The organism is Proteus cibi, from assembly GCF_003144405.1.
In the GTDB taxonomy this organism is placed as follows: Bacteria; Pseudomonadota; Gammaproteobacteria; order Enterobacterales; family Enterobacteriaceae; genus Proteus; species Proteus cibi.
The window spans coordinates 1-15,070 of the sequence record NZ_PENW01000007.1 but is presented as its reverse complement, the minus strand read 5'-3'; the positions used below and the strand labels follow the sequence as shown (position 1 = coordinate 15,070).

General features: G+C 43.0%; 17 protein-coding genes and 1 pseudogene. All 18 read left to right on the top strand.

From position 1 onward, the window contains the following. The first annotated feature begins 147 nt into the window (after positions 1–147). Positions 148–648: a DUF1441 family protein gene (locus DK865_RS01965; RefSeq protein ID WP_109391050.1), complete on the top strand. Its 501-nt coding sequence runs from the start codon at positions 148–150 to the stop codon at positions 646–648. Continuing rightward, positions 648–2,753, top strand: a complete 2,106-nt coding sequence (locus tag DK865_RS01960; RefSeq protein WP_109391049.1) for a phage terminase large subunit family protein — start codon at positions 648–650, stop codon at positions 2,751–2,753. Before DK865_RS01965 ends, DK865_RS01960 begins: the two co-directional genes overlap by 1 nt. Further along, the gene (locus DK865_RS01955) at positions 2,750–2,965 is read left to right on the top strand and encodes a hypothetical protein (protein ID WP_004247869.1); all 216 of its coding nucleotides are present in this window, start codon (positions 2,750–2,752) and stop codon (positions 2,963–2,965) included. Before DK865_RS01960 ends, DK865_RS01955 begins: the two co-directional genes overlap by 4 nt. Then, a complete protein-coding gene (locus DK865_RS01950; RefSeq protein ID WP_109391048.1) occupies positions 2,962–4,452 on the top strand; it encodes a phage portal protein in 1,491 nt (496 codons plus the stop codon). The genes DK865_RS01955 and DK865_RS01950 overlap by 4 nt, the downstream gene beginning before the upstream one ends. Then, positions 4,418–6,409, top strand: coding sequence for a ClpP-like prohead protease/major capsid protein fusion protein (locus tag DK865_RS01945; protein WP_109391047.1), 1,992 nt, complete (start codon positions 4,418–4,420; stop codon positions 6,407–6,409). The genes DK865_RS01950 and DK865_RS01945 overlap by 35 nt, the downstream gene beginning before the upstream one ends. 88 nt (positions 6,410–6,497) lie before the next feature. Next, the gene (locus tag DK865_RS01940) at positions 6,498–6,848 is read left to right on the top strand and encodes a DUF2190 family protein (protein WP_109391046.1); all 351 of its coding nucleotides are present in this window, start codon (positions 6,498–6,500) and stop codon (positions 6,846–6,848) included. Between the two features lie 11 nt (positions 6,849–6,859). After that, positions 6,860–7,132 (top strand): ATP-binding protein, encoded by a 273-nt coding sequence (locus DK865_RS01935; RefSeq protein WP_109391045.1) that lies wholly within the window; start codon positions 6,860–6,862, stop codon positions 7,130–7,132. A 9-nt stretch (positions 7,133–7,141) separates the two neighbouring features. Continuing rightward, positions 7,142–7,705: a phage tail protein gene (locus tag DK865_RS01930; protein WP_109391107.1), complete on the top strand. Its 564-nt coding sequence runs from the start codon at positions 7,142–7,144 to the stop codon at positions 7,703–7,705. Continuing rightward, the gene (gene gpU / locus DK865_RS01925) at positions 7,705–8,100 is read left to right on the top strand and encodes a phage tail terminator protein (RefSeq protein ID WP_194295170.1); all 396 of its coding nucleotides are present in this window, start codon (positions 7,705–7,707) and stop codon (positions 8,098–8,100) included. Before DK865_RS01930 ends, gpU begins: the two co-directional genes overlap by 1 nt. Before the next feature lie 11 nt (positions 8,101–8,111). Further along, positions 8,112–8,573, top strand: a pseudogene (locus DK865_RS01920) (phage tail tube protein); the annotation flags it as partial. A gap of 71 nt (positions 8,574–8,644) precedes the next feature. After that, on the top strand, positions 8,645–9,034 hold the full coding sequence (gene gpG / locus DK865_RS01915) for a phage tail assembly chaperone G (protein ID WP_109391042.1): 390 nt from the start codon (positions 8,645–8,647) through the stop codon (positions 9,032–9,034). A gap of 65 nt (positions 9,035–9,099) precedes the next feature. Continuing rightward, the gene (locus DK865_RS01910; protein WP_267128406.1) at positions 9,100–9,375 is read left to right on the top strand and encodes a phage tail assembly protein T; all 276 of its coding nucleotides are present in this window, start codon (positions 9,100–9,102) and stop codon (positions 9,373–9,375) included. Continuing rightward, on the top strand, positions 9,344–12,358 hold the full coding sequence (locus tag DK865_RS01905) for a phage tail tape measure protein (RefSeq protein WP_109391040.1): 3,015 nt from the start codon (positions 9,344–9,346) through the stop codon (positions 12,356–12,358). The genes DK865_RS01910 and DK865_RS01905 overlap by 32 nt, the downstream gene beginning before the upstream one ends. Beyond that, positions 12,359–12,688 carry a phage tail protein gene (locus tag DK865_RS01900; RefSeq protein ID WP_109391039.1) on the top strand — a complete coding sequence of 110 codons (330 nt, stop codon included), beginning with the start codon at positions 12,359–12,361 and terminating at the stop codon, positions 12,686–12,688. It begins immediately after the preceding gene. A gap of 98 nt (positions 12,689–12,786) precedes the next feature. Further along, positions 12,787–13,158: a superinfection immunity protein gene (locus tag DK865_RS01895; RefSeq protein WP_109391038.1), complete on the top strand. Its 372-nt coding sequence runs from the start codon at positions 12,787–12,789 to the stop codon at positions 13,156–13,158. A 53-nt stretch (positions 13,159–13,211) separates the two neighbouring features. Then, positions 13,212–13,916, top strand: a complete 705-nt coding sequence (locus DK865_RS01890) for a phage minor tail protein L (RefSeq protein WP_109391037.1) — start codon at positions 13,212–13,214, stop codon at positions 13,914–13,916. Positions 13,917–13,937: 21 nt separating this feature from the next. Next, positions 13,938–14,666: a C40 family peptidase gene (locus tag DK865_RS01885; RefSeq protein ID WP_109391036.1), complete on the top strand. Its 729-nt coding sequence runs from the start codon at positions 13,938–13,940 to the stop codon at positions 14,664–14,666. Beyond that, positions 14,570–15,070, top strand: a 501-nt coding sequence (locus DK865_RS01880) for a tail assembly protein (RefSeq protein ID WP_228407711.1), incomplete at its 3' end; no start/stop codon positions are given. The genes DK865_RS01885 and DK865_RS01880, both read left to right, overlap by 97 nt.

Sequence of the window (15,070 nt, the reverse complement as noted above, 5' to 3'; positions counted from 1 at the left end):
CAGCAACAGGTCTCATAATTGATTGATATATATAGATATAAACAGTATTGAGGTGACAATATTATTTAATTGTTGTCACCTCAATGCTATTTATCGTATTGATTTTTATTACAAAACAAGAAAATCACCTGACCAAGTGAGGTGTCGATGTCTAATGTCAGCAATCTGGGAGACGCCTATAACTGGAGTGTTGCAAAGATTGCTGAGGCATTCGGGCTAAACCGAGGCACAGTTAAAAAGAGATTATTAGAAGCTAATGTTCCCATTGCTAATACAGTCAGAGGAAACCCTGTTTATGCATTGCGAGATGTTGGGCCGATAATTTTTGCAGATGACAGTAAAGGTGGGGAAGGGATTCAAGATCCTGACCTTATGTTTCCTAAAGATAGAAAAGATTGGTATCAGTCTGAAAATGAAAGAATTAAATTTGAAACTACATTAAAACAACTTATCCCAGCATCAGAAGTTCATCGAGAAATGGCGGTTATTGTCAAGGCTATTGCTCAGGTTCTGGAAACGTGGCCAGACAGGTTAGAGCGAGATCACGGATGGAGTGCAGAACAATTAGTACAGGTTCAAATTGTTATTGATGAAATGAGAGAGCTGCTATCAAGTGAAGTGAATAATGCAGAAGCGATGGAGGAATAATGACAGTAAGATTTGCTTCCGCTTCATCCATTCGGCGTGATGTATCCACACTATTAAAACCACCCAATAGATTACCTGTTGCCGAAGCTGTTAAGAAATATATGCGTGTTCCTCTTGATGGTGGTAGTTCATTACCATGGGATGATACGTTAACACCTTATATTATTGAGCCTATGAATTGTTTAACATCAAGGCGATATGATGCTGTTATTTTTGTAGGCCCAGCTCGGACAGGTAAATCCCTAGCATTAATTGATGGATGGATTGTTTACACCATTGTCTGTGATCCTGCTGATTTTTTATTAATTCAAATGACAGAGGATAAAGCCAGAGAGCACTCTAAAAAACGGCTGGATAGAACATTTAGAGTAAGTAAAGAGGTATCAAAGCGGTTAAGTCCTCGCACAAACGATAATAACGTTCACGATAAAACATTTAGAGCGGGAAATTACCTAAAAATAGGATGGCCAACTGTCAATATTATGTCGTCATCAGATTATCGTTTTGTTGCTTTAACGGATTATGACCGCTTTCCTGAGAACATTGACGGTGAAGGTGATGCATTTTCACTAGCATCAAAACGGACAACCACCTTTATGTCTGCTGGCATGACGCTGGTGGAAAGCTCTCCTGGTCGTGAAATAACAAATACAAAGTGGAGTCGAACATTGCCTCATGAGGCACCACCCACAACAGGGATTTTATCACTTTATAACCGAGGAGATCGTCGTCGTTGGTATTGGCCTTGCCCACATTGTGGTGAATATTTTCAACCTATAAAAGATAACATGGTTGGGTTTTCATTAACGGACGATCCCTTTGAAGCAGGTAAAAACGCCTATCTTCAATGTCCTCACTGTTTATCAAAGATAGAACATGACCAAAAAAGAATATTAAACAATAAAGGCGTATGGCTAATAGAGGGGCAGTCAATTGATAAAACAGGGAAAATAACGGGAAATCCTCGCTACTCAAGGTTTGCCTCATTTTGGATGGAAGGACCTGCAGCTGCTTATCAAACATGGGCTCAATTAGTGAATAAGTTTGTAGGTGCAGAGCAAGAATACGAATTAACCGGCAGTGAAGAAACATTAAAGTCAGTGACTAATACAGACTGGGGGTTGCCTTATCTGCCGAAAGTTGCACAAGAACAGCGTCAGAGTGATGAACTGATTAATCGCGTAGAAAACTGGGAAGAGTCAGTCGTACCAGATGGTGTGCGGTTCTTGGTTGCCACAGTTGACGTACAGGGCGGTAAAAAACGACGCTTTGTGGTTCAGGTGGTTGGTTATGGTGAAAAAGGCGAACGCTGGGTGATTGACCGCTTTGAAATAACCCAATCCCTACGTTATGACAACAACGGTGAATGCCGTCGAATTGATCCGGGCTCTTATCCTGAGGATTGGCAAGTATTAATCACGGATGTATTAGAGAAAACCTATCCATTGCAACATTATCCTCATCATGAAATGGAAATCATGATGTTGGGCGTGGACTCTGGTGGTGAAGATGGCGTTACTGATAATGCTTATAAATTTTGGCGTCGCTGTCGAAAAGAGGGATTACACCGTAAAGTCTATCTCTTTAAGGGCGACGGGCATAAACGCAGTAAGTTAATTACTAAATCATTCCCTGATAACACCAGTCGTTCTGAACGGCGTGCCCAAGCGAAAGGGGATGTGCCTCTTTATTTACTGCAAACGGATCAACTCAAAGACCGGATCAGTTCTGCGTTATCGCGCGATACCGTCGGACCTAATTATATTCATTTCCCTGATTGGCTGGATGAATCGTTCTATGACGAGTTGACGTATGAAGAGCGTGATGAAAAAGGGCATTGGGAAAAGCCGGGGCGAGGCGCTAATGAGGCATTTGACCTGATGGTTTACGCTCATGCCTTGGTGATATTAAAAGGGTACGAGAATATTAATTGGGAAAAACCGCCTAAATGGGCGAGATTGCCTGATGTAATGCTTTCCTCATCCCCGCCAATTGCCGATATCGCCACAGAGCCTGAAATAAAACCCTCACCCGAAACCCAAAAACAGGAAACGCCTGCCGTATCAGCATGGGCACCGGTATCAAACAGCGGAGGCTGGATATGACGAAAGAAGAAATTGAACACATGATTGAGCAATACCGTTTAGCGGAAGAGGCGGTATTAAAAGGCAAATCCATCACCTTTAATGGGCAAGCCATGACAATGGAAAATCTCAACGAGATCATCAAAGGTCGTGAGCGTTGGGAATCTCGTTTATCGGCGTTGATATCACGAAAACGAGGTAATCCAATGTATAAATTAGCGAGGTTTAGATGACATTATTAGACAGCGCCATTGGTTATTTCGCCCCAAACTGGCAAGCTTCGCGCCTCCGCTCTCGCTTACAAATTAAAGCCTATGAAGCCGTTTTACCCACTCGTACTCATCCCGCTAAACGTGAAAATCGTAATGGTAACCAACTGACTCAATTTGGTGGCACATCATTACGGGAGCAAGCGCGATGGCTAGATAACAATCATGATATCTCTATCGGCATTCTCGATAAGATGGAAGAGCGCATTGTCGGGGCAAAAGGCATTATTGTTGAGCCTCAGCCCTTAGATGGCGCTGGGCAAATCCATGAGGATTTAGCGTCGCAAATTCGTCAAGCCTGGGTGGAATGGTCCGTGTTACCCGAAGTGACAGGGCAATTTAGTCGCCCTGTATTAGAACGTTTATTGGTGAGAACGTGGCTACGTGATGGTGAAGTCTTTGCTCAGCTCGTCAAAGGTAAAGCCAAGGGGTTAGATCCTCAAGCCAATATCTATTTTTGGCTCGAAGCCTTAGAGCCTGACTTTGTGCCTATTCACATGAATATGCCAGAAAGTAAGATTATCCAAGGCATTAAGTTCAATGAGTGGGGGCGACCCACAGGGTATCAGGTATATAAAAACCTCCCCCAATTCAGTGCCAATTTGGGGGATATCAAAACCATCGATGCTGAAAATATGTTGCACTTGAAGTTCACTCGTCGGCTTCATCAAGCGCGGGGTGTCAGTTTGTTTTCGGGGATCTTAATGCGCTTAAGTGCGTTAAAAGATTACGAAGATGCGGAATTGACCTCCGCACGTATTGCAGCTTCATTGGGGATGTACATCAAAAAAGGGGATGCCGGCTCTTTCCCTGAAGGTGACTACGACGAAGATGAGCAACGTAATATTGATATTCAGCCGGGCATGATTTACGACGGTTTAAAGCCGGGTGAAGAAGTGGGCATGATCAAATCAGACCGCCCCAACCCTAATCTACAAACCTTTCGCAATGGTCAATTACGTGCGGTTTCTGCGGGCAGTCGGGGTAGTTATTCCAGTATCGCCCGTGACTATAACGGCACATATAGCGCTCAACGACAAGAGCTGGTGGAGTCATTTGAAGGCTATAACATTTTTCAAGACACCTTTGTGGCGGGCATTAGCCGTCCGATGTATCGCAATTGGTTAAAAATGGCGATAGCCAGTGGTGTGGTTGCTGTGCCTCCTGATGTTGATGCTAAATCCCTGTTTAATGCGGTTTACAGTGGCCCTGTGATGCCGTGGATTGATCCGAAGAAAGAGTCTGAGGCATGGAAAACCTTATTACGCGGTGGTGCGTCAACAGAAAGCGACTGGATACGTGCCAAAGGGGGCAACCCTGCGGATGTGAAGCGTCGTCGTAAAACCGAAATTGACGAAAATAAACGATTAGGACTGGTATTTGATACTGATCCTGCTAATGACAAAGGGGCACAAGATGCTAAACAACAAGAAATCGATGACGATGCCTAAAATGTCGGGACCAGCAAATCAAAAAAGCTGGTTTCGCATGCAGGCTAAAGAAGACCAAACTGCGGATATCTATATTTATGATGAAATCGGTGGGTGGGGAATTAGCGCAAGACGCTTTACGGAAGATTTACTCTCGCTGGGTAATCTCAGTCATATCAATCTGCATATTCACTCTCCTGGTGGTGAGGTGTTTGATGGTATCGCCATTTATAACCAACTTAAAAACCATTCGGCAACAATCACGGTTTATATCGATGGATTAGCGGCTTCGATGGCATCAGTCATTGCGATGGTCGGGGATACGGTCATTATGCCGAAAAATGCCATGATGATGATCCACAAACCGTGGGGCGTTTCATGGGGGGATGCGAATGATATGCGTGAATATGCTGACTTGCTCGATAAGTTAGAAAACGTACTTATTCCTGCTTATGTGGCTAAAACAGGAAAAACAACAGAAGAAATTACTGCCATGTTAGAGCAGGAAACATGGCTGGATGGTGACGAGTGTGTTGAACACGGTTTCGCCGATAAAGTGATTGAGCCAGTAAAAGCAATGGCAAGTCTTACATCTAAACGAATTGAGGAATTTTCATCTATGCCAAGTGCAATTAAAAATCAAATTACCCCTAAAAACACCACGAGTCCTACACAACCTCATCCAACTCCAGTGCCAGCACCGGAGCCACAACCTAGCGCCACCTATGCTGACGAACAAGCGCGATTAAATGGGATTAAAGATTTATTTGCCATGTTCGGTGGTCGTCACAATGATTTGATGATTACTTGTTTAGCGGATGCGAGCTGTTCTATTGAGAAAGCGCGTGAGCAATTACTTAACACGGTTGCACAACAACAAAATCCTGAACCATCAAATAAAGGTAATGCGCATATTTACGCTGGAAACGGCAATATCGTGGGTGACAGTGTGCGTGCCTCTGTGATGGCGCGTGCGGGTTATCAAGATTATGAAAAAGATAACGCCTTTAATAGCATGACATTGCGTGAGTTAGCACGCGCATCACTGACGGAGCGTGGCATCGGTGTGGCTACGTATAATCCAATGCAAATGATTGGAATGGCATTTACGCACAGCACGTCTGACTTCGGTAATATCCTGCTGGATGTCGCGAATAAAGCGATTTTACTGGGTTGGGAAGAAAATGACGAAACCTTTGAAAAATGGACGAAAAAAGGGCAACTCAGTGACTTTAAAACCGCACATCGTGTTGGGTTGGGGGCATTCCCTTCATTACGTGAAGTGCGTGAAGGTGCTGAGTATAAATACGTTACGTTGAACGATAAAGGTGAAACCATTGCGCTAGCGACTTACGGTGAATTATTTAGTATTACCCGTCAAGCCATCATCAATGATGACATGAATATGCTGACGGATGTGCCAATGAAGTTCGGTCGTGCAGCGAAAGCCACTGTCGGTGATTTGGTGTATGCGGTGCTTATCGACAATGAAAAAATGAGCGATAAAAAAGCACTATTTAGTGCCGATCATAAAAACATGATCACCGGCGGGATGGATGTAGAAACCATCAGTACCGGGCGAACCGCTATGCGTCAACAAAAAGAAGGTGAGCGTACACTCAATATTCGTCCTGCGTTTATGTTGGTACCGACCACACTGGAAACACAAGCTATCCAAGTGGTTAAATCAGGCAGTGTGAAAGGCGCAGATGTTAATGCCAATATCATTAATCCAGTCCGTGATTTAGCGGAAATTATTGCTGAACCTCGTTTAGATGAAGCGAGTACAAAAGATTGGTATATGGCCTCACGTCAAGGTAGCGACACCATTGAGGTGGCGTACTTAAACGGGATTGATGTGCCGTATATTGATCAGCTTGAAGGTTTTACCTCAGACGGTGTTACCACAAAAGTGCGTATTGATGCGGGTGTAGCGCCAGTTGATTATCGCGGTCTGCTGAAAGTAACGGGTAAGTAAGACGTCTTTTTTCTTCGTTTTATCCTGATGCCCTGATGGGCTTTTTTTATATCTAAAATCCGGTGCTTCGGCATCGGAAGGAGTTTTTATGGCTAAAAATTATGTACAACAGGGTGGCACGATTGCCCTAATTAACAGCACAAAAGAGATCATTAAAAGTGGTCAACTGGTACACGTTGGCACTATTGCTTGTGTTGCGATCACGGATATTCAACCTAACGAAACCGGTGATGGTTTTGCAGAAGGTGTTTTCTTGCTGAACAAGAAAGCCGGTATTGCCTTAAAAGCCGGTGCGACGGCGTCCGTTAAAGACAATGTCGTGGTGGATACAGGTGGTACACCTGCCGGTGTGGTTTGGGATGATGCGGATGCATCGAGTGAAAATGTCACCGTTAAACTCAATGTCTTTGTGCCATCAACTGCCTCCCCTCAAAGTTAAGGTCAATACCGATGAATCCATTTGAACGGTTGGTAAAAAGAATGGATAACGTGACCCAAGAACGGATGGGGATTCCCATCCGTATAAATGGTGTTTTTTATCAAGCACTCGAATCTCACTTTATCCCTGAATTGGGACCGATGAGTGGTGATGGGGTGAGTTATGTTATTTTTTCGTCAACCTATCAACCTGACCGTAAGGATACTGTTGAAATTGAGGGCAAAACTTACCAAATCACTCGATATCAAAAGTTTAATGGTAAGCCACATATTTGGATTAAATAGGTGGGTGATATGAAAGGGTTAGAGCAAGCCATCAAAAACTTGAATAGCATTAATGATGAAATGGTACCGAAAGCAACGGCAATGGCGATCAACCGTGTTGCTCGCCGTGTCATTAGCCATAGTGTTAAACGGGTTTCAGCTGAAACTAAAGTGCCTCAACGCCTGATCCGTCAACGTGTTCGACTTAGTCGAGCGAGCAGTCGCTATAAAACGCCTCGTGCTAGATTAGTGATAAACCGGGGTAATTTACCCGCCATTGCTTTGGGTAGTGCTCGCGTTCAACTATCAAGAAAACGAGGTAATCAGAAAGGAGCTGGGAGTGTGTTGAAAGTGGGCAAATTTTCTTTTCCTAATGCCTTTATTCAACAGCTTGATAATGGGCGCTGGCATATTCTTCAGCGCGTTGGTCAAAGCCGTTATCCCATCGAAGTGGTTAAAATTCCGCTCGTCACACCGTTAACAACGGCTTACACCGAAGAGTCAGAGAAGCTTATTGAATCTGATATGCCTAAAGAAATGGCATCAGCATTAAAGCAACAATTACGGCTTTATATAAAAGGGAGGGTTTGGTGATCAAACACACACAGATCCGACACGCAATTAAAGAGGCGATTGAGCCTCATGCCAATGGGGCGACAGTATTTGATGGTCGCACTTTTTTTGTGGATGAAAACGACTTCCCAGCGATTGCTGTGTATATCACCGATGCTATTTCAACAGGTGAAAACCTCGATGAAGACAGCTGGCAAGCGATTGTTCACATAGAAGTTTTTCTCAGTGCGAATAGTCCTGATGCTGAATTAGATAAATGGATTGAGGCTGTGATTTATCCCGCACTGACCTCCATTCCCGCACTGTCCGATCTTATCGAAAATATGACTCCTAATGGCTACGACTACCATCGTGATGAAGAAATGGGGTTATGGGGTTCAGTCGATCTCAATTATCAAATTAGTTACTCAATGTAAAAGGAATCATTATGCCTACACCAAACCCATTGGCACCCGTAAAAGGTGCTGGTACCACGCTTTGGATTTATAGCGGTACCGAAGATCCATTAAAAGCGCCGTTTGATGATACAGATTGGACGCGACTGGCGAAAATTAAAGAGTTACAGCCGGGTGAAATTACCGCAGACAGTTATGACGATACCTATCTTGACGATGAAGATGCAGATTGGAAAGCGACTGCTCAGGGGGAAAAATCAGCAGGTGAAGCCAATATTACGCTGGCATGGAAGCCGGGTGAGCAAGGACAAAAAGATCTGGTTGATTGGTTCCAACTGGGTGATGTTCGTCACTATCGCATTCGTTATCCGAATGGGGCGGTTGATATTTATCGTGGCTGGGTTAGTTCGCTGGGAAAAACAGTGCCCGCAAAAGAAGTAATCACCCGCACGATTAAGATCACTAATAGTGGTCGTCCAGCTCTTGCTGAAGAAATTAAATCAGCGTCAGAGCAAGGAAAAAGTGCTCCCGTTATTAAAAAAGACAATGAATAAAAGGTAACAGTATGTTTTTAAAGAAAAAAGAGTTTACTTATGGTGGTAATTCTGTTGCGTTATATGAGTTATCAGCACTACAACGCATTGAATACTTTGATTTTTTAGTCGAGCAAGCAGAAAAAAACGACGATATTGAAAAAGTAGAAGGCGTTAAAAAAACCGCCCTGATTATTCGTGCAAACACAGAATCGAATGCCTGGTTAGTGTCTCGTTCATTAGCGCACGGTGGATCAGATGATGTTGAGCAAATTTACAATGATGTTCTTTCTACATGGAATCCGGAAGCACTTGGTCTTGCAGCTAAAGAAGTGCTGGTGATTAGCGGAATGGCGCAAACTGAAAACACGGAAAATGAAAATATTCACAGTGATGCACAGGAAGAGTCACTGGAAAAGTAGTCGCCCGTGAACATCAATTTATCCTGCGTTTGTCACATGAATTTAAACGTGCTGATTGGCGCAGGATGCTCAGCGAAATGACAGCGACTGAACTCGCTGATTGGTTACACTTCTTTAATGAAACTCCCTTCACCCTCCAACTCATTGATCATGCTTTTTCTGGACTTAACTTCACTGTCGCCAGTATTTTTGGTGGCAGTGATAATTTATCGCCAGAGGATTTTAGCGTGTTGTTACGAAAACCCGCTGTTGATATGGACGATGAAACCATGATGGCGGTCAGTGAAGGGATAGCGGGCGGAGTACGATATGAGCCAACAAATAGCCGATCTCACGATTAACTTAGGCGCTGAGACAGCAGATTTCAGCCAGCAAATGGGGCGTGTTGAACGTCAACTGCAAGAAACCGCAGAAAAAGCCGAAGCCAGTCAACGACGCATGGCTCAACTGGTTGAACAGCAAGTGCAATCTGCTCGCAGTTCTGCAGAGAGTACTGCGCAATCTCTTCAAGAACTTAACAATCAACAAGAAATTTCTCAGCAACAACGAGCGGATTATTATCAGCGGATCGCACAGGAAGAAGCGCGTGCAGCTATTGAATCACGCAAACAAGCCGATGCTTTTTTAGAGCAAGCTCAAAGTGTTGGGCAAACGAGAAATGCACTCGAACAACTCACTGAGGTTTTAAATAAATCAACAAAGGCTTATGACAAGCTCAAAATTACAGGTGAGCAGTTTGCCGAAATTCAGAATGTCACTAAATCAAGAATAAGGGCAATACAAGATCAGCAAGACGCGAATACTGAGAGATATTATAAACAAATTGAAGCCGTTAAAGGCCTATCCGGCAGTGAATCGGCGTTAAGAGCGATTCAGGCTCAGTTAAACCAAGAAGTGAAAAAAGGCACTATCCATCAGCGCGATTATCAGGTGCTTATTTCTGCTATTACTTCAGAGTCAATGAAGTTACGCCGAGAAGAAGAGTCTCTAACACAACAAAAAACACGGTTTATTCAGCGACTAAAAGAACAGGTTGCCACTCAAAATTTAAGTCGTGAACAGATGTTGCGTTATCAAGCTTCTCAACTTGGCGTCAGTTCTTCAGCCGAGATCTATATTCGTCGATTATCTGAATCGAACAAAGAAACTAAAGAGTTTGATAAAAACAGCAAGTCATTATCTGGTCGTCTTCAAGGTATTGCCAACTCCTTTAATATGGGCTCACTGGTTCGTGGTGGTATTTGGGGAGGAATTACTGCCGGTCTAACGGGCGTGGCAAAATTAGCTTATGATGCAGAAAGAGAGTTTTCTCAATTTAATAAGCAGTTGATCTTAACAGGTAACTACGCCAATAAGTCAGCCAGCCAATTAAATGAAATGGCACGGACACTGGCTGGTGGCGGTATTACGCGTGGTGAAATGGCATCATCCATTTCGAGTGTTGTCGGTACAGGCGTATTTTCAAATAATGAGATTTCCCGTGTTTCAAAAGCGGCCGCACAGATGAATTACATCACAGGGCAGGCGATTGATACCACGATTGATCAGTTTAAACGCTTGCAAGATGAACCGCTTCAAATGTCGCTTGAATTAGAAAAAGCGAATCACCATCTCACAGCATCCCAATTAGAGCAAATCAGAACGCTCGAATTGCAAGGTAATAAAACCGAAGCAGCACGATTGGCAATTGATGCTTATGCGCAATCTATCAATGATGGTGCTAATGATATCTCGAGTAGTTTAGGAATATTAGAGTCTGCATGGGTACGCATCCAAAATGAAGCAAAAAAAGGCTGGGACGCCATGCTTAATATAGGGAGAGAAAGGACTCTAAAGGATGAAATACGTGAACATGAAGAAATGTTGGTCAGTTTCCAGTTAAATCCATTTACTGAGAAACTGCATTACGATAGAACTGGGCAAACTGTTGAGGATGTTAAGGCTAATTTAAGCAAACTAAGGGATCAACTCTATGATTTAGAGAAACCTGAAAAAGAATCTCAAGCTATAAAAAACAATGAGCAATTAGAAGTGAACCAAATCAGGTTACAAGAAAAATGGCGAAGTTTTTATAGTTGGGAGACTCAAAGGTTACAAAAATTAGCGGAATTAGAAAAAGAAAAACATGCACTAACACAGGAACAGTATGAAGAAGCTAAGGCGATGATTAATTTTCGCTTAAGAGATCGTCAAATGCCGGGTACTGGTAAAGGCAAGGGATATGTTGTACCTGCTGGCGATCGTGAAGAGGAAAAAGCTTCTCGTGATTTACTCTCATTACAAGCCCAGTTAGAAATTCTTAAAAAACATCAAAGCGCTAATGATGTTATCAGTCAACAACGCAAGGATCTTCAAAAAGAGCAGGCACAATTTGCAATTTTAGAAGAAGCGCAATTGACGCGCCGATTAACTAACGCCGAAAAATCTTTATTATCAAATAAAGAAAATATTCTTGCTCAAAAGGAAAAACTTGCATTAGTGGGTGATGAAGTTGCTTTGCAAGAGCGTTTAAATAAGATGCAAGATCAGGCTGATAAATACATTGCTCAACAATCGGAAAAACGTAAAGCGATTGAAGAAAGTATGGGTAAATCAGCAAGAGAGCAACAACGTTACTTAGAACGCGCTCAACTTCTTGCAGGTCAAAAAGAGAACCCACAGCTAAACAATATGTTAGCCGAGCAACAAAAAACCTATGAAGTTGAAGATCAGAAGCGTGCTGATTGGTTAGCGGGTGCCCAAACAGCATGGGGCAATTATAAAGACACCGCGCTTGATGTTAACTCTCAAGTGCAAAATGCAACATCGATGGCACTCAATGGGTTTAGTAGCCAGTTAACCAACGTGTTATTTGAAGGTGAAGCCAATTTCAAAGATTTTACAAAATCAATCCTCAAAATGCTAACTGATATTTTAATTAAAATGTCTTTAGTCAAAGGAATAGAGGCGATGGGCTTTGGTTTTGGTGCTCCTGTTGCTAATGCGGATGGTGGTGTTTACAACTCAGCCAGCTTAAGTGCTTACAGTGGACAGATTGTGCATAAGCCCACCATGTTTGCTTTTGCAAAAGGTGCGGGTTTGATGGGAGAGGCAGGCCCAGAAGGTATTTTCCCTCTACGACGTGGTGCTGATGGAAAGCTGGGTGTTATTGCGAAAATGCCTAATCAGGGAGGAGGTGTTACTCAGCATTATCATATTAATATTCAAAATGACGGTAGCAATGGTCAGATAGGGCCTGAAGCATTGAAAAAAGTTTATGAAATCAGTAAGCGAGGTGCTCAGGACTATATTATGAGCCAACGTCGGGATGGTGGAGCTATGTAGATGGAAACATTTAAGTGGAAAGTTAAACCTGATATGAAAAAGGAGTTTGAGCCTCGAGTAAAATCAGTGAAATTTGGCGACGGCTATGAACAGCGTCGCCCTGACGGTATTAATAATAATCTAAAAAAATACAATGTAACGCTGATCTATATAAATAGTGAAAGTTTGCAGATTGAATCATTTTTAGAAAAACATGCTGGTGTTACTGCATTTTTATGGAAGCCACCTCATCAATCAGAATTAATTAAGGTACTATGTCGAAAATGGTCGTCTTCAGTAGGGATGATAAGAACTGAAATAACGGCTGAGTTTGAACAGGTTGCGTCTTGATTAGTTTTTGTGGCTTTAGCAAATATTTTAATAGCGAGGATATTATGTTTATATTGAGGTTGCTGGTCTTAATTTTTTTAGTTTTTTATAGTTACTCAATGGGACAAATACCTTCTGCTGGGTTAAATGATTTTGGTAAGTTAATATCATTATCATTTTTTATTTTTGCTCCCTTATTATACATCTTACCTTTCATCGAATCTAAAATTCGCAAGAAAAAAAACAGCAATCAAATACTGGCATTAAATGTCTTAGCTGGCTGGACGTTTATTGGTTGGATTGTTAGTTATGTTTGGGCTTTGGGGAATAACAACGAAAAAAATTCAGATATAAATGATGATAAAGCTGATTCATCTAAAGTAGAGAGAAAAACTAAACAATGCCCTTATTGTGCGGAAGATGTATTAGAGGCCGCAATAAAATGCAAGCATTGCGGTAGTGATCTACCAATTAAAGATAATAAAAATTAAATAACCTTTCTGTTAACAAACCACCTTCGGGTGGTTTTTTTATTGGAGTTAATATGCAACATATTCCTCCTGAAATGCGAATTAGTGTTACCGAACTCTCCTCTACTGATGCCTTACTTGAGCTTTACGAATTTGATTTAACCAAAATAGGTGGTATTCGGTACCGCTTTTTTGATGGACTCAATCAGCGTAAAGAACCGTTAATCTGGCAAGGAAACACCTATGAGCCTTACCCCGTGAAAGGCGAAGGATTTACCTTTAATGGCAAAGGCCCCTCAGGGCGACCCACCATTACATTATCGAATTTATTCGGGCTGATTACAGGGATTGCCAGTCAGCTAGATAGTGCAATTGGTGGGCTGGTGGTACGTCGCATTGTCAGTACCCAATTTTTAGATGCGGTCAATTTTCCTCATGGCAATCCTAATGCCGACCCATCACAAGAGATTGTGACACGCTGGATCATTGAGCAGATGACCAGTTTAAATTCAGTGGCCGCTACTTTTATGTTGGCGACACCCAGTGAAACCGACGGGTTAATGCTTCCTGGTCGCGTGATCTTGTCGGATATCTGCCCTTGGGGATATCGCTCAGAAGAGTGCGGATATAAAGGTGCTCCTGTTGCCGATGAATGGGGAAATCCAACTACCGATCCGTTAAAAGATAAATGCGGTAAGCGTCTGAGTGACTGTAAGTTACGAAAAAATGAGTCACGTATAGGCGCGTTTGTCTCCACGTCCCGCATTGGTAACAGTTAATTCCCTTCTAAGGTGTTTCTTATGATTGAGCAAGCAATTTTGGCGCAGGCAAAAGAGCAAGCGCCATCGGAGGCATGTGGTTTATTAATAAGTACCGCGCAGGGTGAACAGTATTTACCTTGCGTTAATCAGCATGCCGATCCGAAAAACCACTTTACGATTTCTTTTGATGATTTTATTCGCGCCGAACAGCAGGGCGAGGTGATCGCGGTTGTGCACAGTCATCCTGAAGGCCAACAGTACCTCAGCACATTAGATAGACAACTGCAGGTGAACAGCGCATTGCCGTGGTGGGTGGTCTGTGATGAAAAAATTCACTGCTATCAGCCAGTGCCTCATCTATTAGGTCGCCAATTTATTCATGGCTCAATAGATTGTTACGGGTTGTTTCGAGACGCTTATCATTTGGCAGGACATGATCTGCCTGATTTTGAGCGTCACGATAATTGGTGGCGACAAGGCAAAGAGTTATATCTCGATAATATGATAAGCAGTGGTTTTCGGCAGGTAAAAAGAGAAGCCCAACCCGGCGATATTATTTTGTGTTGTTATGCCAGCTCTCGCGCCAACCACGCGGGGATCTATTTAGGCAATCAAACAATTTTGCACCACATTCCAAACCAACTTAGCAAACGCGAGGAGTATAACGAACGATGGCAACGAATGACGCACTCAATCTGGCGTTACCGCGATTGGCAACCTTCCGACTTTACGGGAATTTGCAACGATTTGGACGTCGCTTTGATTTAAATGTAAATACTGCCTCTGAAGGGCTTCACGCGCTTTTTATTCAAATCCCCGCATTACGCCTCGCCATTCGTGAGGGTTGGTATCAAGTCCGCATTGCGGGTACTGATATTTCCCCGCAAGAAATTCACCAAAAATTCAATGAAACCTTACCTGATAATGCGGTCGTCCATATTGTGCCGAAATTATCAGGGGCTAAAACCGTCGGTGTTTTTCAGTTTGTTGCGGGTGCTGCCTTATTTTCATTGGGATGGTGGGGACCTGCGTGGATCTCCGCAACCGTTGCCACATCTTTGATGGCGGGTGGTGCAGCCATGATGATTGGTGGTGTCGCTCAAATGCTGATCCCCGCGCCTAAACCCCCTAATTTATCTCGTGGCGATGAGGAAAAAGGCAATACCTATTTT

Excerpts from the sequence above, each read along its gene's own strand:
- DK865_RS01960 (WP_109391049.1), top strand. The coding sequence starts at position 648 with ATGACAGTAAGATTTGCTTCCGCTTCATCCATTCGGCGTGATGTATCC.
- DK865_RS01940 (WP_109391046.1), top strand. The coding sequence starts at position 6,498 with ATGGCTAAAAATTATGTACAACAGGGTGGCACGATTGCCCTAATTAAC.
- DK865_RS01895 (WP_109391038.1), top strand. The coding sequence starts at position 12,787 with ATGGGACAAATACCTTCTGCTGGGTTAAATGATTTTGGTAAGTTAATA.
- DK865_RS01885 (WP_109391036.1), top strand. The coding sequence starts at position 13,938 with ATGATTGAGCAAGCAATTTTGGCGCAGGCAAAAGAGCAAGCGCCATCG.
- DK865_RS01945 (WP_109391047.1), top strand. The coding sequence starts at position 4,418 with ATGCTAAACAACAAGAAATCGATGACGATGCCTAAAATGTCGGGACCA.
- DK865_RS01910 (WP_267128406.1), top strand. The coding sequence starts at position 9,100 with ATGCTCAGCGAAATGACAGCGACTGAACTCGCTGATTGGTTACACTTC.
- DK865_RS01935 (WP_109391045.1), top strand. The coding sequence starts at position 6,860 with ATGAATCCATTTGAACGGTTGGTAAAAAGAATGGATAACGTGACCCAA.
- DK865_RS01905 (WP_109391040.1), top strand. The coding sequence starts at position 9,344 with ATGAGCCAACAAATAGCCGATCTCACGATTAACTTAGGCGCTGAGACA.
- DK865_RS01955 (WP_004247869.1), top strand. The coding sequence starts at position 2,750 with ATGACGAAAGAAGAAATTGAACACATGATTGAGCAATACCGTTTAGCG.
- DK865_RS01930 (WP_109391107.1), top strand. The coding sequence starts at position 7,142 with ATGAAAGGGTTAGAGCAAGCCATCAAAAACTTGAATAGCATTAATGAT.
- DK865_RS01965 (WP_109391050.1), top strand. The coding sequence starts at position 148 with ATGTCTAATGTCAGCAATCTGGGAGACGCCTATAACTGGAGTGTTGCA.
- DK865_RS01900 (WP_109391039.1), top strand. The coding sequence starts at position 12,359 with ATGGAAACATTTAAGTGGAAAGTTAAACCTGATATGAAAAAGGAGTTT.
- DK865_RS01950 (WP_109391048.1), top strand. The coding sequence starts at position 2,962 with ATGACATTATTAGACAGCGCCATTGGTTATTTCGCCCCAAACTGGCAA.
- gpG (WP_109391042.1), top strand. The coding sequence starts at position 8,645 with ATGTTTTTAAAGAAAAAAGAGTTTACTTATGGTGGTAATTCTGTTGCG.
- DK865_RS01890 (WP_109391037.1), top strand. The coding sequence starts at position 13,212 with ATGCAACATATTCCTCCTGAAATGCGAATTAGTGTTACCGAACTCTCC.